The organism is Pantoea sp. PNT03 (genome assembly GCF_014852515.1).
Lineage (GTDB): Bacteria > Pseudomonadota > Gammaproteobacteria > Enterobacterales > Enterobacteriaceae > Pantoea > Pantoea leporis.
Genome location: NZ_JACVBT010000001.1, coordinates 1,487,250 through 1,508,928, shown reverse-complemented (window position 1 = coordinate 1,508,928; position 21,679 = coordinate 1,487,250). Strand labels below are relative to the sequence as shown.

The 21,679-nt window shown below is 56.9% G+C and carries 20 protein-coding genes; 12 read left to right on the top strand and 8 right to left on the bottom strand.

Features of this window, described 5'->3' with window-relative positions:
- Positions 1-104: 104 nt before the first annotated feature.
- Both IB226_RS07065 and IB226_RS07060 read right to left on the bottom strand, forming a co-directional pair.
- A complete protein-coding gene (locus tag IB226_RS07065; RefSeq protein WP_192234278.1) occupies positions 105-1,244 on the bottom strand; it encodes a glycoside hydrolase family 105 protein in 1,140 nt (379 codons plus the stop codon).
- A complete protein-coding gene (locus tag IB226_RS07060; RefSeq protein ID WP_192234276.1) occupies positions 1,241-2,845 on the bottom strand; it encodes an MFS transporter in 1,605 nt (534 codons plus the stop codon). Before IB226_RS07060 ends, IB226_RS07065 begins: the two co-directional genes overlap by 4 nt.
- A gap of 356 nt (positions 2,846-3,201) precedes the next feature.
- On the opposite strand from IB226_RS07060, the gene hinT reads away from it, so the two are divergent.
- The 8 genes from hinT to IB226_RS07020 all read left to right on the top strand — a co-directional run bounded on the left by hinT (position 3,202) and on the right by IB226_RS07020 (position 9,341).
- The gene (gene hinT, locus IB226_RS07055; protein WP_192234274.1) at positions 3,202-3,552 is read left to right on the top strand and encodes a purine nucleoside phosphoramidase; all 351 of its coding nucleotides are present in this window, start codon (positions 3,202-3,204) and stop codon (positions 3,550-3,552) included.
- Between the two features lie 17 nt (positions 3,553-3,569).
- A complete protein-coding gene (locus IB226_RS07050; RefSeq protein ID WP_101760824.1) occupies positions 3,570-3,935 on the top strand; it encodes a YcfL family protein in 366 nt (121 codons plus the stop codon).
- A gap of 10 nt (positions 3,936-3,945) precedes the next feature.
- Positions 3,946-4,542, top strand: a complete 597-nt coding sequence (gene lpoB / locus IB226_RS07045; protein ID WP_101760823.1) for a penicillin-binding protein activator LpoB — start codon at positions 3,946-3,948, stop codon at positions 4,540-4,542.
- Complete coding sequence (thiK, locus tag IB226_RS07040; protein ID WP_192234272.1) at positions 4,529-5,344, top strand: thiamine kinase; 816 nt, start codon at positions 4,529-4,531, stop codon at positions 5,342-5,344. The genes lpoB and thiK overlap by 14 nt, the downstream gene beginning before the upstream one ends.
- A 15-nt stretch (positions 5,345-5,359) precedes the next feature.
- Positions 5,360-6,403, top strand: coding sequence for a beta-N-acetylhexosaminidase (gene nagZ, locus IB226_RS07035; protein WP_110865936.1), 1,044 nt, complete (start codon positions 5,360-5,362; stop codon positions 6,401-6,403).
- Positions 6,404-6,442: 39 nt separating this feature from the next.
- Entirely contained in the window at positions 6,443-6,985 is a 543-nt protein-coding gene (ycfP, locus tag IB226_RS07030) for an alpha/beta hydrolase YcfP (RefSeq protein WP_110865937.1), read from the top strand.
- 212 nt (positions 6,986-7,197) lie between these two features.
- On the top strand, positions 7,198-8,502 hold the full coding sequence (locus tag IB226_RS07025; protein WP_192234270.1) for an NAD(P)/FAD-dependent oxidoreductase: 1,305 nt from the start codon (positions 7,198-7,200) through the stop codon (positions 8,500-8,502).
- Positions 8,503-8,798: 296 nt separating this feature from the next.
- On the top strand, positions 8,799-9,341 hold the full coding sequence (locus IB226_RS07020) for a glycine zipper 2TM domain-containing protein (protein WP_007885735.1): 543 nt from the start codon (positions 8,799-8,801) through the stop codon (positions 9,339-9,341).
- 181 nt (positions 9,342-9,522) lie between these two features.
- Here the strand turns inward: IB226_RS07020 and mfd are convergent, their stop codons facing one another.
- Positions 9,523-12,966, bottom strand: coding sequence for a transcription-repair coupling factor (mfd, locus tag IB226_RS07015; RefSeq protein WP_192234268.1), 3,444 nt, complete (start codon positions 12,964-12,966; stop codon positions 9,523-9,525).
- A gap of 104 nt (positions 12,967-13,070) precedes the next feature.
- Complete coding sequence (locus IB226_RS07010) at positions 13,071-13,280, bottom strand: hypothetical protein (protein ID WP_008103029.1); 210 nt, start codon at positions 13,278-13,280, stop codon at positions 13,071-13,073.
- A gap of 229 nt (positions 13,281-13,509) precedes the next feature.
- Here IB226_RS07010 and lolC point away from each other — a divergent pair, with 229 nt between their 5' ends.
- The 4 genes from lolC to cobB all read left to right on the top strand — a co-directional run bounded on the left by lolC (position 13,510) and on the right by cobB (position 17,578).
- Positions 13,510-14,709, top strand: a complete 1,200-nt coding sequence (lolC, locus tag IB226_RS07005; RefSeq protein WP_101760818.1) for a lipoprotein-releasing ABC transporter permease subunit LolC — start codon at positions 13,510-13,512, stop codon at positions 14,707-14,709.
- Positions 14,702-15,403 carry a lipoprotein-releasing ABC transporter ATP-binding protein LolD gene (gene lolD / locus IB226_RS07000; RefSeq protein WP_008103026.1) on the top strand — a complete coding sequence of 234 codons (702 nt, stop codon included), beginning with the start codon at positions 14,702-14,704 and terminating at the stop codon, positions 15,401-15,403. Before lolC ends, lolD begins: the two co-directional genes overlap by 8 nt.
- Positions 15,403-16,647, top strand: coding sequence for a lipoprotein-releasing ABC transporter permease subunit LolE (gene lolE / locus IB226_RS06995; RefSeq protein WP_101760817.1), 1,245 nt, complete (start codon positions 15,403-15,405; stop codon positions 16,645-16,647). Before lolD ends, lolE begins: the two co-directional genes overlap by 1 nt.
- A 97-nt stretch (positions 16,648-16,744) precedes the next feature.
- Positions 16,745-17,578, top strand: coding sequence for a Sir2 family NAD+-dependent deacetylase (gene cobB, locus IB226_RS06990; protein WP_192234266.1), 834 nt, complete (start codon positions 16,745-16,747; stop codon positions 17,576-17,578).
- Positions 17,579-17,687: 109 nt separating this feature from the next.
- Here the strand turns inward: cobB and potD are convergent, their stop codons facing one another.
- The 4 genes from potD to potA are packed head-to-tail and all read right to left on the bottom strand — an operon-like array spanning position 17,688 to position 21,468.
- Positions 17,688-18,731 (bottom strand): spermidine/putrescine ABC transporter substrate-binding protein PotD, encoded by a 1,044-nt coding sequence (gene potD, locus IB226_RS06985; protein ID WP_101760815.1) that lies wholly within the window; start codon positions 18,729-18,731, stop codon positions 17,688-17,690.
- A gap of 10 nt (positions 18,732-18,741) precedes the next feature.
- Positions 18,742-19,515, bottom strand: a complete 774-nt coding sequence (gene potC, locus IB226_RS06980) for a spermidine/putrescine ABC transporter permease PotC (protein WP_061716930.1) — start codon at positions 19,513-19,515, stop codon at positions 18,742-18,744.
- Positions 19,512-20,372: a spermidine/putrescine ABC transporter permease PotB gene (gene potB, locus IB226_RS06975; RefSeq protein WP_192234265.1), complete on the bottom strand. Its 861-nt coding sequence runs from the start codon at positions 20,370-20,372 to the stop codon at positions 19,512-19,514. Before potB ends, potC begins: the two co-directional genes overlap by 4 nt.
- Positions 20,356-21,468 (bottom strand): spermidine/putrescine ABC transporter ATP-binding protein PotA, encoded by a 1,113-nt coding sequence (gene potA, locus IB226_RS06970; RefSeq protein WP_192234263.1) that lies wholly within the window; start codon positions 21,466-21,468, stop codon positions 20,356-20,358. Before potA ends, potB begins: the two co-directional genes overlap by 17 nt.
- Positions 21,469-21,679: the final 211 nt, after the last annotated feature.

Genomic DNA, 21,679 nt, shown 5'->3' with positions numbered 1-21,679 from the left:
GCCCAAGCCATCCATGGCTTGGGACGCTTTACTCCTCTGCCGCCGCTTCAACGCACATTACTTACTGTGCGTAAAAATGCCCTCAAATGAGGGCATTTTTTTATTTACAGATAAACCCGCAAATACTCCGTCAAACACAGCAGCGCCATGGCCTGACCATACGGCATCGAGGTGAGCGGTATCTGGCGGTAGTACGCCAGATCGCTGCCCATCGCTGTGCCGAACGACACCTGCTTCAATTCCCCATCCTCATCGATATTGCCGATCACGCCGCGCAACGCTTTCTCCGCCAGCGGCAAATATTCGGGCGAAAGATAATGTTTGCGCACCGCTTTAAGAATGCCATAGGCGAAACCGGCGGTGGCGGAGGCTTCCGGGTAGCTGTTGGGATCGTCGAGCAAGGTGTGCCACAAACCGCTGCTGTGCTGACAGGCGCTCAGCGCCTTCACCTGACTCTCCAGCACCTGCTGCAGGAAACGCCGCGTGGCGTGCTGTTCCGGCCAGTTCATCATCTCGAGGAAATCAGGAATGACGATAGTCAACCAGCTATTGCCCCGCGCCCAACGTGCGTTGGCAAAATTGTGCCGCCCCTCAAACGTCCAGCCGTGGAACCACAAACCGGTTTGGCGATCCATCAAATATTGGGTATGAATCAGGAACTGATAACTGGCTTCTTCGACAAACTCCGGACGATCCAGCAGCTGACCAATCTTTGCCAGCGCCATCACGCTCATCATTAAGGTGTCATCCCACAGCTGCTGAGTGTTTTCATTGTTGTAGACGATGTGCTGCAAGCCGCCTTGCTCGGTGCGTGGCATCTCATACATCACCCATTCAGCCCAGCGCTCCAGCACCGGTCGCCACGCGGCATTGCGCGTCTCTTCATAGCGATACGCCAGCGTCAGGAACGGGCAGACGGTATTGACGTTCTTGGTTGGCGTACCTTCCGCCAGCCGCGTGCTGAACCAGTCATCGATAATCTTCAGCGTCGTTTGATCGCCGGTTTGCTGATAATAGTGCAGCATGCCGTACAGGCCGATGCCGTGCGTCCACTCCCAACCGGCCCAGCCTTTGGTATCGATCACGCGGCCATCATCGAGGCGCAGCAAAAACTCGCCGCTGTGATCGGTAATATTCACCAGATTATGGGTTAGCCGCTGAATCAACTGCACCAGCTCAGTACGTGGCAACAGATATTCAGGCTGGCGCAGTAACGCGCTGTGCTTTACAGGAAATACAGTCATGGTTCATTCCTATCGTTAATCAGGGTAGAGAGAGAAGGTAAAGATCGTGGCTGCGTCGGCAGCGGCGGTGCGGAAGGCTTGTGACGGTTGAGATACCCGACGTTGTTATTGCCCCACAGATTTTCATACGGCATGCCCGCCAGCATTTCGACCACTTCACGCGCCTGTGGCGAAATACGCTCTGGCACCACGCGTCCGGCTTCGCGCATTTTCAACGTCTCTTCGCGCAGCACGGTGTGGGTTTGCAGATTAAGTTTAAAGCGCAGTGAAATAATGAAGCCGCAGGCCAGCACACAGAGCGTGCCCACGCTGAGGATCGCCAGAATGGTTTGGCCGACAGCCGGCACCTGCGTGGCCTGGCCGGAAGAGAAGCCCGCCAGCTGCAACACGATACCGACGAACATCACCGCACCTGCTTGCGAGGCTTTGCGCGTCAGCGTCATGATGCCGGCAAAAATGCCTTCGCGACGTTGGCCGGTAATCACTTCATCGACGTCAGCGATATAGGTGTAAGTATTCCACGGCACATAGTTGATGCCGCCGCGACCAAGACCGGCAAGACCGGAAATCAGTACCAGCAGAGCGAAGTTGTCGTTCATGCCGGTGTACCACAATCCGGCGTAAGAGAGGGCGCTAAGCCCAAACAGCACCACCACCATACGGTATGCGGGCGCAGGCCCAAGGCGGATACACAGCGGAATCATCGCCATCACTGCAATAAACTGCATCACCGCCATGGTGCCCATCAGGTTGGAGGCGATCTGCGCGCTTTGCATCAGCACAAATACCACATACCAGGTGAACACCGCGTTAAACACGTCCTGCGCGATATAGCCGCCGAGATACATGCCTAGATGCTGGCGGAAAATACGAATGCGCAGCGTTGAGGCCAGCTCGGTGTAGAGGCGCTTCAGGCTCTGTAGCAAGGTCAGCTGTGATTTTTCCTGCTCTGCGCGGCGCGATTCGGCAGACAAATCGTCGGGATCGCGTTCCCAGGTAAACAGCCACACCAACGTTAACACCAGCGCACAAATCACCGAGAACACCAGGCTGGCGTAGAAGAAGGAGATCGGATTCTCTTTGCCAAACCAGCCAATCAGTATGCCCGGCAGGAACGCTGCCAGAATGGCCGACAGCTGGGCCAGGCCAATACGCGCGCCAGAGAAGCGGGTTTTCTGTTTGAAATCATCGGTCATCTCCGGCACCAGCGTTTCGTAAGGCACCAGAATCATGGTGTAGACCATATCGAACAGCAGATAAGTCAGCAGATACCACCAAAAACTCATGTCGCCAACCCACATCAGGCTGTAGCTGAACACGCACGGAATACCGAGCAGGATAAAAAATTTGCGGCGGCCAAAGCGCTTGCCGAGCCAGGTTGAACCGAAGTTATCGGTCAGGAAACCCATCAGCGGGCTCACCACCGCATCCAGTACGCGGGCGGCGGCGAAAATGAAGGTCGCCTGAATCGGCGAGAGCCCACAAAAGGTGGTGTAAAAGTAGAGCAGCCAGGCGGCGGTTAGCGCCGTGGTGCCTGCACCGAGGAAATCCCCGGACCCATAGGCCAGATAATGGCCTAGGCCAATCTTACGAGAGCGCATGGCAGGTTCTCCTTGAATTAGTCGGTAAACACATCCCTCATCACTCCGTACAATTTGCGCGGATTGGATTGAAAGTAGAGCGGCTTAAGCTGGCAAACCTTCGTGATTTCGCAATGACCTGCAGGTGAGTGGCAAAATCACAAAGAAAAAGGCGTGATATCTCTAATTTATAAAACAGCGTTTCATTTTTGTGGTTAATGAGAGGTTAGAAATGCGAGCTGCAGCACAATGCGTGGCGAAGTGAGAAAACGGCTTAAAGGCAGCCATTTAATGCAGGAATTGTGGTCCTGAGGTTGAAAGAAATGGAATTCCTCACGCATACTGCCTGACTGAACTCAGGCTTAAGGAAATGCACCATGGCTGAAGAAACCATTTTCAGTAAAATCATCCGTCGCGAGATTCCCGCCGACGTGGTTTATCAGGACGAACTGGTCACCGCCTTCCGTGATATCGCGCCGAAAGCGCCTACCCATATCTTGATCATCCCCAACGTATTGATTCCCACCGCCAATGATGCGCAGCCCGCACACGAGCAGGCGCTGGGCCGGATGATCACCGTGGCCGCCAAAATTGCCCGTGATGAAGGCATTGCTAAAGATGGCTATCGTCTAATCATCAACTGCAACAGCCATGGCGGTCAGGAGGTTTATCACATCCATATGCATTTGGTTGGCGGTCAGCCGCTGGGCCCGATGCTGGCCAGCTAACTCAGGCGGACAACGTGATGCGTCAATGGCTGAGTGGCTTGCTGTTGCTGACCCTTGCAGGTTGCAGCAGCGATAAGCCGATGATTAATACCTCGCAGTCGCTGGTGATGGAATCGGCGGTGTTATCCGCGGGCATTATTACCGATGATCCGAAGTTGACCGAACAAGATGGTCAGCAGCGTGCCATGAGCGTGTTGTACAACCAGCGTGAAACGCCAGTGAAAGTGCACTATCGTTTCTATTGGTACGACGACAAAGGATTGGAAATCACGCCGGAAGAGCCGGCGCAAAGCCAAATCGTTCCGGCGCACGGCAGCGTAGAAGTGGCCTCACAAATGGGCAATCCGACCGCCAGTAAGGTGCGTCTCTATCTTTATCTTTGAGGAGTAAGCTGTGATTCGCAGTGTAAAACGTTCGGGCGCGTTGTTATTTGCGCTAATGCTCACCGGTTGTGTGGTGCAACAACAGACGCCGGCACCGGTAGAACCCACGCAGCCGACTACGCCCACTCAGCCGGTTGAACCCACGCCGCAGCCAGTGCCGCCGCCGCAAACCGTGCCGCAGCCACCAAAGCTGAAAACCATTAACTGGGATGCCAGCGTCCAGCCGTTGGTCGGCAAGATGGTGCAATCTTCAGGCGTGAATCCGGGCAGCGTGCTGCTGGTGGATCGCATCAAGAACAGTACTAATGGCGCGCTGCAAACCGACAAAGCCACCGATGCGATTCAGAATGCGCTGGCCAACAACGGCAAGTTCACGCTGATCACCCCAGAACAGCTGGCGCAGGCCAAGCAAACACTGGGCTTGTCGCCGGATGACAGCCTCAACTCGCGCAGTAAAGCGATTGGCCTGGCGCGCAACGTTAACGCGCAGTATGTGCTCTACAGCAATGCGCAGGGCGATGTGAAATCACCGACGCTGCAAATGCAGCTGATGCTGGTACAAACCGGTGAAATCATCTGGTCAGGAAACGGTGTTGCTCAACCCTGATCCACAGCTGCAAAACCTGCTTCAGCAACAATGGCCGACGGCGCAAGCTGCCGGTCATTTTTTCGCGTTGCCGGGACTGAGCGGGCAAAGCGTGCGCGTGCAGATGCCGCAGGGCGAATTGCTGGCGCGACGTGCGCCGCCGCAGCCGATCCCGTTTGTCGATCGCCAGCGCGAATACCGCATTCTGCAGCAACTGCGGCATGCACAGCTGGGGCCGCAGCCGCTGGCGTGGCGCCATCCCTGGCTGCTGCAAAGCTGGATGCCGGGCGAGGTGCTCACTTCCGCGCAGTTTAACGCGCAGCGGCAGGCGATTGTGGCGCTGCTGCAGCGTCTGCACCAACAGCCGCTCACCGGCTACCGTTTACGATTAGCGCCGCTGCTACAGCGCTATTGGCAGCTTTGCCGGCAGCGTCACTGGCGCTGGCAGCGTCGTCTGCAACGCTTATTACAGCAGGGCGAACCGCAGCCGCTGCGCCTGGCGCCGCTGCATATGGATGTCCACGCCGGCAACCTGATTGCCACGCCGGAAGGTTTACGCCTGATCGACTGGGAATATGCCGCCGACGGTGACGTGGCGCTGGAGCTGGCGGCGGTGTGTGCGGTTGATGGCGATACGCGTTCCGCGTGGATTGCTGATTACGCCGCGCGCGCGCAACTGGATGAGCCAGCACTGGCATGCCAGATGCAGCGCTGGCAACCGTGGCTGCAGCTGTTGATGGCCAGCTGGTATCAGCTGCGTGCCGAGCAGAGCCAGGATGACACCTTACTGCAGCTGGCGCAGGCTAGCTGGCACGACCTTTAACTCAGGATTTTAATCATGACCATGAACACACCCGGACCGCTGATGCTTGACGTCGAAAGCTATGAGCTGGACGCCGAAGAACGCGAAATTCTGCAGCATCCGCTGGTGGGCGGACTGATTCTGTTTGCCCGCAACTTCCACGATGTCGAGCAGTTAGCAGAGCTGGTGCGCCAGATTCGCGCCGCTTCGCGCAATCGTCTGGTGGTAGCGGTGGATCAGGAAGGCGGTCGCGTGCAGCGTTTCCGCGACGGCTTCACGCAGCTGCCGGCGATGCAATCCTTCGCCGCGCTGCACGATCTGAATAGCGCGGGTGAACTGGCGCAGCAGGCGGGCTGGCAGATGGCGTCGGAAATGATCGCCATGGACATCGACATCAGTTTCGCGCCGGTGCTCGATATTGGTCACATCAGCGCGGCGATCGGCGATCGTTCATTCCATGAAGATCCGGCCATCGCCCTGCAGGTCGCGCGCCGTTTTATCAACGGCATGCATGAAGCCGGCATGAAAACTACCGGCAAACACTTCCCCGGTCACGGTGCGGTCAGTGCCGATTCGCATAAAGAGACGCCGCGCGACAACCGCGATGCCGCCACGTTGCGTCAGCATGACATGGCGATCTTTAAGCAGTTGATCGACGAGCAGCTGCTTGATGCGGTGATGCCAGCGCACGTTATCTATACTGAGGTGGATCCGTTGCCTGCCAGCGGTTCGCCGTATTGGCTGCAAACCGTATTGCGCGAGGAGCTCAGCTTTAACGGCGTGATTTTCTCCGACGACCTGTCGATGGAAGGTGCCGCGGTGATGGGCAGCTACGCCGAACGCGCGCAGCAGTCGCTGAATGCCGGTTGCGATATGATCCTGGTGTGCAATCAACGCGCGGGCGCGGTGAGCGTGCTGGATAACTTGACGCCGATCGGGGCAGAGCGCGTGACGCAGTTATACCATCAAGGGCGTTTTACCCGTCAAAGCCTGCTGGCAAGCGAGCGCTGGCGGCAAAATCAGCGTCAGTTAAGCGCGTTGCAAGAGCGCTGGCTGGCGCACAAAGCCTCGGGCAGATAAGCATCGCTGCCCGGATTTCACTCCACGCTGAGGATAATCATGATCATCTATCTGCACGGTTTTGATTCCAACAGTCCGGGCAACCATGAAAAGGTGCTGCAGCTGCAGTTTATTGACCCGGACGTCAGATTAGTCAGCTACAGCACCCGCCACCCCAAACACGACATGCAATTTCTGCTGAAAGAGTGCGACAAGCTGCTGCAACAGGGCGACGATGCGCATCCGCTGATTTGCGGGGTTGGGCTGGGGGGTTATTGGGCCGAACGCATTGGCTTCCTGTGCGGCATGCGTCAGGTGATCTTCAATCCAAATCTGTTCCCGTTTGAGAACATGGAAGGCAAAATCGATCGCCCGGAAGAGTATCTCGATATCGCCACTAAGTGCGTCAACGATTTCCGCGAAAAGAACCGCGAAAAGTGTCTGGCGATTTTGTCTCGACAAGATGAAGCGCTGGATAATCAGCGCAGCGCGACGTACCTGCAGCCGTTCTATGAAATTATCTGGGATGACGTAGCCAGCCACAAATTCAAGAACATCGCGCCGCATTTGCAGCGCATCAAAGCCTTCAAACTCCTCGCCTGACCGTCCGCGCGCCGTGTGATGCGGCGCATAAAATGTGTAACATTCTGATAATGCAGCTGAAAGATTGATGTACATCAATTTTCTTATGTGATGTCTCTGACGCCGTGATATTCTGCCCTCAGCTCGCGATTTAACGTCGCCAACCCTATGTTTATTAAGGTTTTTATTAACCATTAATTAACTATTGGTTTACAACTTTGAGGGGGTCTTTGTTGACTACATCTATGGAAAAAATCGTTATCATCGGCGGTGGTGCTGGCGGCTTAGAGCTGGCAACGCAGCTCGGTCACAAGCTGGGACGCAAGAAGAAAGCCGAGATCATCCTGGTCGATCGTAACCACAGTCATCTGTGGAAACCGCTGCTGCATGAAGTGGCAACCGGTTCGATGGACGAAGGGATCGATGCGCTGAGCTATCTGGCGCACGCGCGTAATCACGGCTTCCAGTTCCAGCTGGGATCGCTGACGCAAATCAACCGCGAAAACAAAACCCTTGAGCTGGCCGAAATCCGCGATGCGGAAGGGGCACTGTTAGTGCCGCAGCGTGAGCTGGCCTACGACCGCCTGGTCATCGCGCTTGGCAGCACCTCAAACGACTTCGGCACGCCGGGCGTAAAAGATCACTGCATCTTCCTCGACAACCCGCATCAGGCGCGTCGTTTCCACAACGAAATGCTCAACCTGTTCTTGCGTTTCTCGGCCAGCGAAGGCAGCCTGGAAAAAGTCAACATCGCCATTGTCGGCGGCGGCGCCACCGGCGTGGAACTCTCTGCAGAGCTGTATAACGCGGTGAAACAGCTGCACAGCTACGGCTACAAAGGTCTGGATAGCAGCTCGCTGAACGTCACGCTGGTGGAAGCCGGTGAACGCATTCTGCCGGCGCTGCCACCGCGTATCTCGGCGGCCGCGCATCAGGAGCTGACCAAACTTGGCGTACGCGTGTTGACGCAAACAATGGTCACCAGCGCCACCGAAAACGGCTTGAATACCAAAGGCGGCGAATTCATTGATGCCGATCTGATGGTGTGGGCGGCCGGTATCAAGGCGCCAGACTTCCTGAAAGAGATTGGCGGTCTGGAAACCAACCGCATCAATCAGCTGGTGGTAAAAGAGACGCTGCAAACCACGCTGGATGACGACATCTACGCGATTGGTGATTGCGCCTCCTGTGCGCTGCCGGGGGGCGGATTTGTACCGCCGCGCGCGCAGTCAGCGCATCAAATGGCGTCGCGCGCGCTGGAGAACATCCTTGCACAGCGTAAAGACAAACCGTTGAAAGCCTATGTTTATAAAGATCACGGTTCGCTGGTGTCGCTGTCGCGCTTCAGCACCGTCGGCAGCTTGATGGGTAACCTGATGCGCGGATCGATGATGGTGGAAGGGCGCATTGCACGTTTTGTCTACATCTCTCTATATCGTATGCACCAGGTTGCGCTCCACGGATACTTCAAGACCGGTCTTATGATGCTGGTCGGCAGTCTTAACCGCGTCCTGCGTCCGCGCCTCAAGCTGCACTAATAATTTTCGGGCGGTGAATGCCGCCCTACGCCACACCAGCTGCCGTAACCCGCTGAAAACTGCACGTTCAGCTTAAGGTTACGGCACTATTTCACCCGCTCTCAGAACTCTCCTAAAAGCTGGCCCTGATGGGTTTCCGCTGCGTTTCCTCCATTAATCTGATGTTGCAATTACGGTCCATCTGTAAAACTTATCACCAACAAACACGGCGCGGCGCGCACGCCGGTTATGCCTCGGTTACCCAGGATTGGGTAGCGGCAGGAATGCGCGGTAACAACCTTCAGGAGGATATTCCTGTGAATAAATCAATGTTAGCGGGTATCGGTATCGGCGTGGCAGCAGCGTTAGGTGTTGCCGCAGTCGCCAGCATGGATGTTTTCGATCGCGGCCCGCAGTTTGCACAAGTTCTGTCGGCGACGCCGATTAAAGAGAGCATCAAGCAGCCGCGACAGGAGTGTCGCAATGTGACGCTGACCCATCGTCGTGCGGTCCAGGATGAGAATCGCATTGCCGGTTCGGTGCTGGGCGCGGTAGCCGGCGGCGTGTTGGGCCATCAGTTTGGTGGTGGACGCGGACGCGATGTGGCTACGGTAGCGGGCGCGTTAGCTGGCGGTTACGGTGGTAATCAGGTGCAGGGTGCGCTGCAGGATCGCGACACGTACACCACCAACGAGCAGCGTTGCAAAACGGTATATGACAAACAGGAAAAAATGCTGGGTTATGACGTGACCTATAAAATAGGCGACCAGCAGGGCAAAATCCGCATGGAAAACGACCCTGGTACCCGCATTCCGCTCGACCGTAATGGTCAGCTGATCCTGAATTCAAATCAGGCCTAATTGGGCAAAGATGCATCACAGCAGCAGTAACGAAAAAAGCGCCGCAAGGCGCTTTTTTTTATGTGTGAGATCCTCAACGCGCACGGATTCGTAGCGGCGCAATTTGTTGCGCATCATCAATGGCGCACGGAGTCAAAGGCGCGCGATGAATCGCGCCGCTACGATTCCGTGCGGATATCCACTAAACCCGGTTTTTCGCCAGCTCGCTAACAAATCCCTGCACCCACTCCATACGGATTTTCCGGTCCGCCATATCGCGGGTGAACTTCAATCGCGTTGGGCCATCCAGCTTCCATTGCTGAGGATCTTTCTGCAGCAGGCCAATCAGCCAGCCCGGATCAACCTGATTCTGCGGCGCAAACTCGTAGAATCCGCCTTTGTCGCTGGCTTCAATCTTACGAATCCCCAACTCGCGCGCCACTAAACGCAGCCCGGCAACATCCAGCAGATTACGCGCTGCATCCGGCAGCTTGCCGAAGCGGTCAATCATCTCAACCTTCAGTTCCGCCAAATCCTGCTCATCGGCGGCGCTGGCCACGCGCTTGTAGAGCGACAAGCGGGTATTCACATCCGGGATAAAATCATCTGGCAGCAGGGCAGGCATACGCAGTTCAATTTCGGTTTGATTGCTGGTGAGATCTTCCAGCGACGGCTCGCGGCCCGCCTTCAGCGCATCGACCGCGTTCTCCAGCAGCTCCATATACAGCGTGAAGCCGATGGTTTCCATCTGGCCGCTCTGATCTTCGCCGAGCAGCTCACCCGCGCCGCGAATCTCCAGATCGTGGGTTGCCAGCGCAAAACCGGCACCAAGATCTTCCAGCGACGCGATAGCTTCCAGACGTTTTTGCGCATCAGTGGTCATCGCTTTTGGATGCGGCGTCAGCAGCCACGCATAGGCCTGATGGTGCGAACGTCCCACGCGGCCACGCAGCTGATGCAGCTGCGCCAGACCAAAGTGGTCGGCGCGTTCGATGATAATGGTGTTGGCGCTGGGTACGTCGATACCGGTTTCGATGATGGTGGTACACACCAGCACGTTAAAGCGCTGATGGTGGAAATCATTCATCACCCGCTCGAGATCGCGTTCGCGCATCTGACCGTGACCAATGGCAATGCGCGCTTCCGGCACCAGATCGGCCAATCGCTGCGCCGCTTTCTCGATGTTCTCTACGTCATTGTAGAGATAGTAAACCTGGCCGCCGCGCAGCACTTCACGCAGGATTGCCTCGCGCACCACCAAGCTGTCGTACTCACGCACAAAGGTTTTCACCGCCATGCGTCGTGCCGGTGGCGTGGCAATAATCGACAGATCGCGCATGCCGCTCATCGCCATATTCAGGGTGCGCGGAATCGGCGTGGCGGTGAGCGTCAGGATATCGACATCGGCGCGCATCGCCTTGATCCGCTCTTTATGACGCACGCCAAAGCGGTGCTCTTCATCGACAATCAGCAGGCCGAGATCGTGCCACTTCAGGTCGTTCGACAGCAGCTTATGGGTGCCAATCAGAATATCGACTTTGCCCTCGCGCGCCTGTTCCAGCACCTGACTCTGCTCTTTGGCGGTGCGGAAGCGCGACAGCATCTCAATGCGCACCGGCCAGTTAGCGAAACGATCGCGGAAGTTGTCGTAATGCTGTTGCGCCAGCAGCGTGGTGGGCACCAGCACCGCGACCTGTTTGGCGTTCTCAACCGCCAGAAACGCAGCGCGCATCGCCACTTCGGTTTTACCAAAGCCGACGTCGCCGCACACCAGACGATCCATCGCCAGCGGCTGACACATGTCGCTCAGCACCGCGTTGATCGCCTGGCCTTGATCCGGCGTGGTTTCAAACGGGAAGCCTTCGCAGAACAGCTGATACTGATCGCGATCGTGCTTAAAGGCAAAGCCGGTTTTGGCTGCGCGCTGAGCGTAAATATCCAGCAGCTCCGCCGCCACGTCGCGCACTTTCTCAGCGGCTTTCTGCCGCGCGCGTGACCAGGCATCGCTGCCAAGTTTATGCAGCGGCGCGTTTTCATCCGCGCCACCGGCATAGCGGCTAATCAGATGCAGTGATGAAACCGGCACGTACAGCTTGGCGTCGCCCGCATAGGAGAGCATCAGATATTCAGCGACGATGCCGCCGGCTTCCAGCGTGGTCAGGCCGATATAACGCCCCACGCCGTGTTCCAGATGCACCACCGGCTGGCCAGGATGCAGCTCGGCGAGGTTGCGGATCAGCACATCAGGATTGATGGTGCGGCGATTATCCTGGCGACGACGACTGACGCGCTCGCCAAGCAGATCGCTTTCGCAAATCAACGCCAGCTGGCGTTGCGTATCGATAAAGCCGCGCTCGCTGGCGCCAATCATCAGGCTAAGCGGCTGATTGGCGGCCTGATCAAAGTGATCGATAGCCTGTGGACGCAGTTTAATGCGCGCCAACAGCTCTTGCAGGCTTTCACGCCGGCCTTCACTCTCAACCGAGAAAATCACCTGACCGCTGAATTGTTCAAGGAACTGACGCAGCAGATCGAGTGGCGCTTTGGCCTGCGCCTGCACCGTCAATTCCGGCAGCGGCTGATAACCGAGATTGGTATTCGCCGCTTTTTCCGGCAGCGTCTCGCTGCTTAACTGCATGCGCGGCCAGGCTTTCAGTTCGCTCATCAGCGTGTCGGGACGCAGCCACAGCGTGACCGGCTCCAGCAGCGGGCGCATCGGATCGATACGGCGATTATCAAAGCGCGCGTTGGCGTCAAGCCAGAAGCGCTCGGCGCTGGCCAGCAAATCGCCGCTGTTGAGCAGCAGCGTATTGGCGGGCAGATAGCTGAACAGCGTCGGCAACGCCTGCTCAAAGAACAGCGGCTGCCAGTATTCGATACCGGCGGGCAGCGTGCCTTTGCTCACCTGCTGATAGACATGCTCCGGCTCGCGCCGTACGTCAAAGGTTTCGCGCCAGCGGCTGCGGAACAGCTCGATGGCGGCTTTATCCGTGGGGAATTCATGCGCCGGCAACAGGTTGATGGCGTTGACCGCCTCCAGCGTGCGCTGCGTATCGACGTCAAACAGACGCAGGCTGTCGATCTCATCGTCAAAGAAGTCGATGCGATAAGGTTGGTCGCTGCCCATCGGGAACAGATCGAGCAGCGCACCGCGCGTGGCGTATTCACCGTGCTCCATCACCTGATCGACGTGGCGATAACCGGCCTGCTCCAGCTGATCGCGCAGCGCATCGCGCGACAGCTTTTGCCCTTGCTGCATCACCAGCGCATGGCCGTGCAGGAAGCTGTGCGGACATACGCGCTGCATCAGCGTGTTGACCGGCATAATCAGCATACCGCGCGTTAAGTTGGGCAGTTGATACAGCGTGGAGAGGCGAGCTGAGATGATGTCCTGATGCGGCGAGAAGCTGTCGTAGGGCAGCGTTTCCCAGTCAGCGAGATGGGTGACCGGCAGATCGGTGAACTGGCGAATCTCCTCCTGCAGACGCAGGGCAGATTGCATATCCGGGGTAATCATCAACACCGGACCGCTGTGGCGTTCGGTGATGCTGGCGCACTCAAGCGCTTGCGCGGCGCCGACGAGCTGGCCGAGCTGGCGATGGTCGCCGGCTTTGACTGGCAGGGTATAACGACTCTGTTCCGACATGGGATCTCGACATTCTCTCCTTGGATTACAGGGCGTCATCATTCCATAATCCGCCCTGAGGATCATCTGTCGTGGTGCGATTTCTCACACTTTTGCCGGTTGAGCTACTTACTCGATTGCTGTGTGTAGTGCATACGTGGGCGGTCGACATTGGCCCAGGACAGCTCTTTCTCCAGATGGTAGCTGTGGTTGCCGTCGTCCCACTTCACGTAATAGCCGGTTGGCGCATCTCCCTGTTCAAAAACGTTGACGATCTCGCCTTTAATTTCACCCGATTTATGCTTAACAATGCTGCTTTTGGGGAACTTGAACATGGTGTACTCCTCGTCGCCTACGGTAATTCACCTTTAAGTCTACGCCAGCCAATGACGAATAAACGTACAAATAACATCATTAATTTGTCGCAATTTTATGCATAAGCGTTGGCTGGGACGGTTTTTGACACAACTTTGCCGCAGACTCAGAGGGTTAGAGGTTTCATAAAGGGGACGCCTCCTTTATCATCCCACTACTTATTTTCAGGCAACTGCCAAGACGGATCTCATGTATCAACCAGTCGCGTTATTCATCGGTTTACGCTACATGCGTGGACGTGCCTCAGACCGCTTTGGTCGCTTCGTCTCCTGGCTCTCAACTATCGGCATCACGCTCGGCGTGCTGGCGCTGGTCACCGTGTTGTCGGTGATGAATGGCTTTGAGCGCGAGCTGGAAGGCAATATCCTCGGCCTGATGCCGCAGGCGCTGATCACCAGCGAAAAAGGCAGCATCAGTCCCAAGGCGTTGCCCGCCGATAATCTCCAACTGCAAGGGGTTAAGCGCATCGCACCGCTGACCACCGCTGATGTGGTGCTACAAAGCGCGCGTAACGTCTCGGTCGGCGTGATGCTCGGCATCAATCCCGACGAACAGGATCCGCTGACGCCATTCCTCGTCAACACCCAACAAAGCGTGCTGCAGCCGGGCCAGTACAACGTCATCCTCGGTGAACAGCTGGCTGCACAGCTGGGCGTGAAGCGCGGCGATCAGCTGCGTCTGATGGTGCCATCGGTCAGCCAGTTCACGCCGGTAGGACGTTTGCCGAGCCAGCGTATTTTCACTGTGGCTGGCACCTATGCCGCCAACAGCGAAGTGGATGGCTATCAAATTCTGGTCAATCAGCAGGATGCGTCACGCGTGATGCGCTATCCGCTCGGCAACATCACCGGCTGGCGTTTGTGGCTGGATAAGCCGTTAAGCGTTGATGCGCTCAGCCAGCAGAAACTGCCGGAGGGCCTGACGTGGAAAGACTGGCGCGAACGCAAAGGCGATCTGTTCCAGGCGGTACGCATGGAAAAAAACATGATGGGGCTGCTGCTGAGCCTGATCATCGCGGTGGCGGCTTTTAATATCATTACCTCGCTGGGCCTGCTGATCATGGAGAAGCAGGGCGAAGTGGCCATTTTGCAAACGCTGGGTTTAACCCGCCGCCAGATTGTCGCGGTGTTTATGGTGCAGGGCGCCAGCGCGGGCATTATTGGCGCGCTGCTGGGCACCGTGCTTGGCGTGCTGCTTGCCAGCCAGCTGAATAACTTGATGCCGGTGATTGGTCTGTTCCTTGATGGCGCGGCGCTGCCGGTCGACATCAATGTGTTGCAGGTGATCACCATTGCGCTGGTCTCAATGGCCGTCGCGCTGCTTTCTACCCTTTATCCGTCGTGGCGCGCTGCCGCCGTCCAACCCGCTGAGGCTTTACGTTATGAGTAATACTCCTTTGTTGCAGTGTCGTGACCTGTGCAAACGCTATCAGGAAGGCAGCGTGCAGACCGATGTGCTGCGCAATGTGGCTTTCAGCCTGCAGCCGGGTGAACTGACGGCAATTGTCGGCAGCTCCGGTTCGGGTAAAAGTACCTTACTGCATCTGCTCGGCGGCCTGGATGCGCCGACGTCAGGCGATGTGATTTTTGATGGTAAATCGCTGAATGCGATGTCGTCGGCCGCGAAAGCCGAGCTGCGCAACCGTGAGCTGGGCTTTATCTATCAGTTCCACCATCTGCTGCCGGATTTTAGCGCGCTGGAGAACGTGGCGATGCCGCTGCTGATTGGCAAAATTGGCAAAGCGGAAGCGGAATCACGCGCGCGTGAAATGCTGGCGGCGGTCGGGCTGGAAAAACGTGCTGCGCATCGGCCTTCTGAACTGTCGGGCGGTGAACGTCAGCGTGTGGCGATTGCCCGCGCGCTGGTGAATCGTCCGCGGCTGGTGATGGCCGATGAACCTACCGGTAACCTCGATGCGCGCAACGCCGACGCGATTTTTGAACTGCTCGGCGAGCTGAACGTTAAACAGGGCACCGCTTTTCTGGTAGTGACGCACGATCTGCAGCTGGCGAAACGCCTGAGCCGCCAGATGGAGATGCGCGACGGTGAGCTGAGCGACCAACTGACGCTGGGAGTGATCTGATGGCTTCGTCATTATCCCTGCTGCTCGGGCTGCGTTTTAGCCGCGGTCGGCGGCGTGGTGGCATGGTCTCGCTGATCTCCATCATCTCCACCATCGGCATTGCGCTGGGCGTGGCGGTGCTGATCATCGGCCTGAGCGCCATGAACGGCTTTGAGCGTGAGCTGAATAACCGCATTCTGGCGGTGGTACCGCACGGTGAAATCGAGCCGGTGAATCAGCCGTTCCGTAACTGGCAACCGATGATCGCGCCGATTGAGCAGGTGGCCGGCATTGCCGCCGCAGCGCCCTATATCAACTTCACCGGGCTGATTGAGAGCGGCGCAAAGCTGCAGGCGTTGCAGGTGAAAGGCGTCGATCCGCAGCAGGAAGCGCGTCTTAGCGCCTTGCCGAGCTTTGTGGCCGGAGATGCATGGTCGCAGTTCGCGGCTGGTAAACAGCAAATCATTCTGGGTGGCGGCATCGCTAAATCGCTCAATGTGAAACAGGGCGACTGGATCACCATCATGATCCCCAATAATGATGGCGAGAATAAGCTGCTGCAGCCAAAACGTATTCGTCTGCAGGTCAGCGGCGTGCTGCAACTGAGCGGCATGCTCGATCACAGCCTGGCGCTGGTGCCGCTGGCGGATGCGCAGAAGTATCTGGATATGGGCGACAGCGTCAGCGGTATTGCGCTGAAGATGAATGACCCGTTCCAGGCGCAGAAGTTGATACATGACGCCGGTAAAGTGACGCACTCTTACGTCTACATCAAGAGCTGGATTGGCACTTACGGCTACATGTACCGTGACATCCAGATGATTCGCGCCATTATGTATTTAGCCATGGTGCTGGTGATTGGCGTGGCCTGCTTTAACATCGTTTCGACGCTGGTGATGGCGGTGAAAGATAAGAGCAGCGACATCGCGGTACTGCGCACGCTGGGGGCCAAAGATGGTTTGATCCGCGCCATCTTTATCTGGTACGGCTTGCTGGCGGGCCTGCTCGGCAGCGTCAGCGGCGTGGTGGTCGGCGTGCTGGTAGCGCTCAATCTCACGCCGGTGATGCGCGTGTTTGAGCACCTGACCGGGCATCAGCTGCTGGCAGGCGATATCTACTTTATCGATTTCCTGCCGTCCGAACTGCACTGGATTGATGTGATTTCGGTGCTGGCCACCGCGATTGTTCTGAGCCTGATTGCCAGCTGGTATCCGGCACGACGCGCCAGCCGTATCGATCCGGCCCGCGTACTCAGCGGTCAGTAAAGATAAAACGCAGCCGCTGTGCGGCTGCTATTATCGGGCAGAGTAGCCCGAAAAATCCCCGATGCGCGGCAATAAACGCCGCAGATAAGGAGCTTTTATGCGCATACCGCGCCGCCGCCTACGACTCGCCCGCGACAAAAAAAACCGCCGCAAGGTGCATCAGCGCTTTCGCCAGCGCATCTTCGAGCGCGATCGCAAAGCTGAACTGGCCGCGCATCCGCAACCGCGCGTGGTGGTGCTGACTGGCGCGGGGATCTCCGCCGAATCCGGTATTCGCACTTTCCGCGCCGCCGATGGCTTGTGGGAAGAGCATCGCGTTGAAGATGTCGCCACGCCGGAAGGTTTTCAACGCAATCCGGCGCTGGTGCAGGCGTTTTACAACGCGCGGCGTCAACAGCTGCAGCAGCCAGAAATTCAGCCTAACGCCGCGCACAAAGCGCTGGCGGAACTGGAGCAGGTGCTGGGCGATAACTTCCTGCTGGTGACGCAGAATATCGATAACCTGCACGAACGCGCCGGCAGCCAGCGCGTGCTGCATATGCACGGTGAACTGTTGAAAGTGCGCTGCGTCAGCAGTGGACAAGTGCTGGACTGGACCGAAGATTTAACCGCGGACGATCGCTGCACCTGCTGCCAGTTCCCGGCCATGCTGCGCCCGCACATCGTGTGGTTCGGCGAAATGCCGCTGGGGATGGAAGAGATTTATCAGGCGATTGAGCAGGCGAATCTGTTTATCGCCATTGGCACGTCGGGCCATGTCTATCCCGCCGCCGGTTTTGTCCACGAAGCGAAACTGCAGGGCGCGCATACTGTGGAGCTGAATCTGGAACCGAGCCAGGTCGGCAATAAGTTTGCCGAGCGTCATTACGGCTTAGCAAGCGAAGTGGTGCCGGAGTTTGTGCATACGTTTTTGCGTGGGTTGTATAAGTAGATTTGTGCGCGCTTTACCTCATCCCAACCTTCTCCCAGAGGGAGAAGGGGCTAGACGGAACCCTCTCCCGCTTGCGAGAGAGGGCAGGGTGAGGGGAAGCCGCAGAGAGTTAACGTCCCGCCTTCAGCTTCTGGAACAACGTCTCATACTGCACGCTGGCGTCACCGACATCGTTCTGCCACTCGCCGTTTTTGATCACATCCTCAGCAGGATAAAGCGAAGGATCGCTGGCCACTTCCTGTGGCAGTAACTTCTTCGCTGCCAGGTTTGGCGTGGGATAGCCGATGGTTTCCGCCACCTGTGCCGCCACATCCGGACGCAGCAGGAAGTTAATCAGCTTCAGCGCGCCTTCACGGTTTTTCGCATTGGCCGGAATCGCCAGGTTATCCATCCAGAAAATCCCGCCTTCCTGTGGCCAGATAATCTGCAGCGGCGTACCTGCCTGGCGCGCCACGTAAGCGGAACCGTTCCAGATCATCCCAACGTTCACTTCGCCTTCCATAAACGGATTTCCTGGATTATCGGAGTTAAACGCCAGCACGTTCGGCATCAGCTTTTTCAACTCTTCATAAGCGGCTTCGATCTGCTTGGGATCGCGGGTGTTACCCGAATAGCCCAGCTTACGCAGCGCCATCTGGAACACTTCACGCGCATCGTCGGTCAGCAGCAGGCTTTGCTTATACTCAGGCTTCCACAAATCGGCCCAGCGGGTAATGCTTTTGGCATCCACTTCGTCAGTGTTGATGCCAATGGCGGTCGCGCCCCAGATATAGGGGATCGAGTAATCATTATTAGGATCGAACGGCTTGTTGAGCAGGTTAGGATCGAGGTTTTTGAAGTTGCTGAGCTGGGTTTTATCGATCTTTTGCAGCATGCCTTCATTACGCATTTTGGCGACGAAGTAGGTTGAAGGCACCACCAAGTCGTAGGCGCCATCTTTCCAGGTCTTCAGCTTGGCATACATGCTTTCATTGGATTCGTAGGTGGAGTAAATCACCTTGATGCCGGTCTCTTTGGTGAACTGCTCCAGCAGTCCCGGCGGCACGTATTCGGTCCAGTTATAGAAGTAGAGCGTTTTACCGGCATCCGCCTGCGCGCTCTGCATGCCCAATGCCAGCGCCCCAGCCGCCAGCCAGTGAGACCACTTTTTCATCGATTATCCTCTATTTGGTTTTATCACGGAGCAACAGCTGACTGAGCGCCACCAACAGCAGCGACAGCAGCAGCAAAATTGTCGCCAGCGCGTTCACTTCCGGTGACACGCCAACTTTCACCATCGAATAGATTTTTAACGGCAAAATTTCGAAGCTCGGGCCGGTGACGAACGACGATACCACGACATCGTCCATCGACAGCGTAAAGCTCAGCAGCCAACCCGCTGCGACCGCCGGCAGCGCCAGCGGCAGCAGAATTTTGCGCAAAATGGTGACTTCGCTGGCACCAAGATCTTTGGCGGCTTCCAGCATGCGCACATCAAACCCTTTCAGGCGCGAATAGACGGTGATCACCACAAACGGCAGGCAGAAGGTGATATGCGAGAACAGCAGCGACCAGAAGCCCAGCGAAATGCCCAGCAGCATAAACAGCACCAGCAGCGAAATCGCCATCACGATATCCGGCGACATCATCACCACAAACAGCATGCCGCTGACGAACGGTTTACCACGGAAGCGATAGCGATAGAGCGCGACGGCGGTCAGCGAGCCGATAATCGTGGCGCAGCTGGCAGAGAGCACGCCCATCAGCAATGAATGTTGTGCCGCCTGAATCAGGCTGTCGTTATTCATCAGCAGGCGATACCACTGCGTGCTGAAGCCCTGCCAGTTAATGCCGAAACGCGAACGGTTGAAGGAGTTGACGATCAGAATGATGATCGGGATATAAAACCAGGCATAAATCACGGCCATGAAGCCGCCACGTAACCAGCGCGCCATCATTGCAGTTCCACCTTGCTGTTCAGCATACGCGCTGCGCGCCAGTAAGCCAGCAGCATCAGCCCCATCAGCAGCGTCATCACAATGCTGGTGGCAGCACCGAACGGCCAGTCACGGATATTCAGGAACTGGCTCTTGATCACGTTGCCAATTAACAGGTTTTTCGCGCCGCCCAGCAAATCCGCTACAAAGAACAAGCCCATCGCCGGGATAAACACCAGCAGGCAACCGGCGACAATGCCCGGCATGGTGAGCGGCAGAATGATGCGTAAAAAGGTTTTCACTTTATTCGCGCCAAGATCGCGCGCCGCTTCGAGGCAGGATTTATCCAGCTTTTCCAGGCTGGAGTAGAGCGGCAGCACCATAAACGGCAGCAGAATGTAGATCAGCCCCAGAACCACCGCTTCCGAGGTGTACATGATGCGAAACGGTTTATCGATCACCCCAAGCCACAGCAAAAATTCATTCAGCCAGCCGCGCGTGCTGAGGAAGATTTTCAGACCGTAGATACGGATCAGCGAGTTGGTCCAGAACGGCACAATCAGCAGGAACAGCATCAGCGGACGCAGGCGCGCCGGCAGTTTCGTCAGACACCAGGCAAACGGATAACCGAGCAGCAGGCAGCACAGCGTGGCGATCAACGCCATATTCAGCGAGTGCAGCAGCACATCAGCGTAGAGCGGATCGAGCAGCCGCGTGTAGTTATTGAGGGTGAAGGCCATACTGACAAAATGCGCATCATCGCGCGTCAGGAAGCTGGTGGCGAAAATCATCAGGTTAGGCAGCAGCACAAACAGCGTGAGCCAGCTGACGATCAGGGCAACAATGACTTTCTGCAGGCGGTTACGCATCAACTTCATACGGCAACACCACCTCCCAGTTGGCGACCCAGCTGACGGCCATTTTCTGGTTCAGCGAGTGATCAAAATCGGGATCGTCTTCGTTAAAGAACTCGCTCACCGTCAGCAGCTTGCCGTTCTCCAGCTCAACAGTAGACTCCAGCGTCATGCCTTTATAGTTGCGCTCGCGCACGAAGCCGATCAGATTATCGCTGCGGCTGTCGTGGTCGATCTCTTCAACGCGCAGATCTTCCGGGCGCAGCAGCACGTGCAGTTTATCGCCGACGCTGACCGGGAAATCACATTGCAGCGTGCATTCAAGGCCTTCCACACGCGCGCGGATTGTAGGCGCATGATCGCTGTTCAGCACCTCGGCATCGAACACGTTAATCTCGCCAATAAAACGCGCCACAAACAGGTTGGCGGGCTCTTCGTAAATCTCGCGTGGCGTGCCGTCCTGTTCGATGCGGCCATCGCGCATTACCACGATACGATCGGACATGGTCAGCGCCTCTTCCTGATCGTGCGTCACAAACACAAAGGTGATGCCAAGCTTACGCTGTAGCGCTTTGAGCTCGTTTTGCATCTGGCGCCGCAGCTTGTAATCCAGCGCCGACAGCGACTCGTCCAGCAGCAGCACTTTCGGGCGATTGACCACCGCGCGCGCAATCGCCACGCGCTGCTGCTGACCGCCCGAAAGCTGATGCGGACGGCGATCGGCAAAACTCTCCAGCTGCACCATCGCCAGCGCATCGTTAACGCGCGTGGTGATCTCCGCCGCCGGGGTTTTCTGCATGCGCAGGCCAAAGGCGACGTTCTCAAACACCGACATGTGCGGGAACAGCGCGTAGCTCTGAAACACGGTGTTAAAGTGGCGATGCTCGGCGGGCAGATCGGTGATGTCATTGTCATCAAGAATGATATGACCGCGATCGGCCGCTTCCAGCCCGGCAATCAAGCGTAAAATGGTGGTTTTTCCGCAGCCGGAAGGGCCAAGCAGCGTGATGAACTCGCCGTGACGGATGGTCAGGTCAAAGTCAGAGATGATGGTTTTGCCATCAAAAGCTTTACTGATGCCAGAAAGCGTAACCAGCGCAGGCGCGCGTGTTTGCGTCATTTTAGTCACTCAGTCTGATGGTGAATCAGGTTACAGCATAGCCGCTGGTGGCCGCTTGCTGTGATGAAGGGCGCGATGATACCGCAAAAATGTGTCAATGCCATGTTTTGCCACGGATTTACCTTGAAAACTCTGAAAAATGCCGGAGTATGCGTAACGGATAAGTCAGACAGGCGCGAGTGAGCGAATTTTCAACGCAAGTCACGTTGAG

What these genes read in the sequence shown, in the direction of transcription:
- potB (WP_192234265.1), bottom strand. Translation starts at nt 20,372, where the DNA reads ATGAAGTTGATGCGTAACCGCCTGCAGAAAGTCATTGTTGCCCTGATC.
- IB226_RS07010 (WP_008103029.1), bottom strand. Translation starts at nt 13,280, where the DNA reads ATGTTCAAGTTCCCCAAAAGCAGCATTGTTAAGCATAAATCGGGTGAA.
- potD (WP_101760815.1), bottom strand. Translation starts at nt 18,731, where the DNA reads ATGAAAAAGTGGTCTCACTGGCTGGCGGCTGGGGCGCTGGCATTGGGC.
- cobB (WP_192234266.1), top strand. Translation starts at nt 16,745, where the DNA reads ATGCGCATACCGCGCCGCCGCCTACGACTCGCCCGCGACAAAAAAAAC.
- lolC (WP_101760818.1), top strand. Translation starts at nt 13,510, where the DNA reads ATGTATCAACCAGTCGCGTTATTCATCGGTTTACGCTACATGCGTGGA.
- lolE (WP_101760817.1), top strand. Translation starts at nt 15,403, where the DNA reads ATGGCTTCGTCATTATCCCTGCTGCTCGGGCTGCGTTTTAGCCGCGGT.
- potC (WP_061716930.1), bottom strand. Translation starts at nt 19,515, where the DNA reads ATGATGGCGCGCTGGTTACGTGGCGGCTTCATGGCCGTGATTTATGCC.
- ycfP (WP_110865937.1), top strand. Translation starts at nt 6,443, where the DNA reads ATGATCATCTATCTGCACGGTTTTGATTCCAACAGTCCGGGCAACCAT.
- nagZ (WP_110865936.1), top strand. Translation starts at nt 5,360, where the DNA reads ATGACCATGAACACACCCGGACCGCTGATGCTTGACGTCGAAAGCTAT.
- IB226_RS07065 (WP_192234278.1), bottom strand. Translation starts at nt 1,244, where the DNA reads ATGACTGTATTTCCTGTAAAGCACAGCGCGTTACTGCGCCAGCCTGAA.
- IB226_RS07060 (WP_192234276.1), bottom strand. Translation starts at nt 2,845, where the DNA reads ATGCGCTCTCGTAAGATTGGCCTAGGCCATTATCTGGCCTATGGGTCC.
- mfd (WP_192234268.1), bottom strand. Translation starts at nt 12,966, where the DNA reads ATGTCGGAACAGAGTCGTTATACCCTGCCAGTCAAAGCCGGCGACCAT.
- potA (WP_192234263.1), bottom strand. Translation starts at nt 21,468, where the DNA reads ATGACGCAAACACGCGCGCCTGCGCTGGTTACGCTTTCTGGCATCAGT.
- IB226_RS07050 (WP_101760824.1), top strand. Translation starts at nt 3,570, where the DNA reads ATGCGTCAATGGCTGAGTGGCTTGCTGTTGCTGACCCTTGCAGGTTGC.
- lolD (WP_008103026.1), top strand. Translation starts at nt 14,702, where the DNA reads ATGAGTAATACTCCTTTGTTGCAGTGTCGTGACCTGTGCAAACGCTAT.
- hinT (WP_192234274.1), top strand. Translation starts at nt 3,202, where the DNA reads ATGGCTGAAGAAACCATTTTCAGTAAAATCATCCGTCGCGAGATTCCC.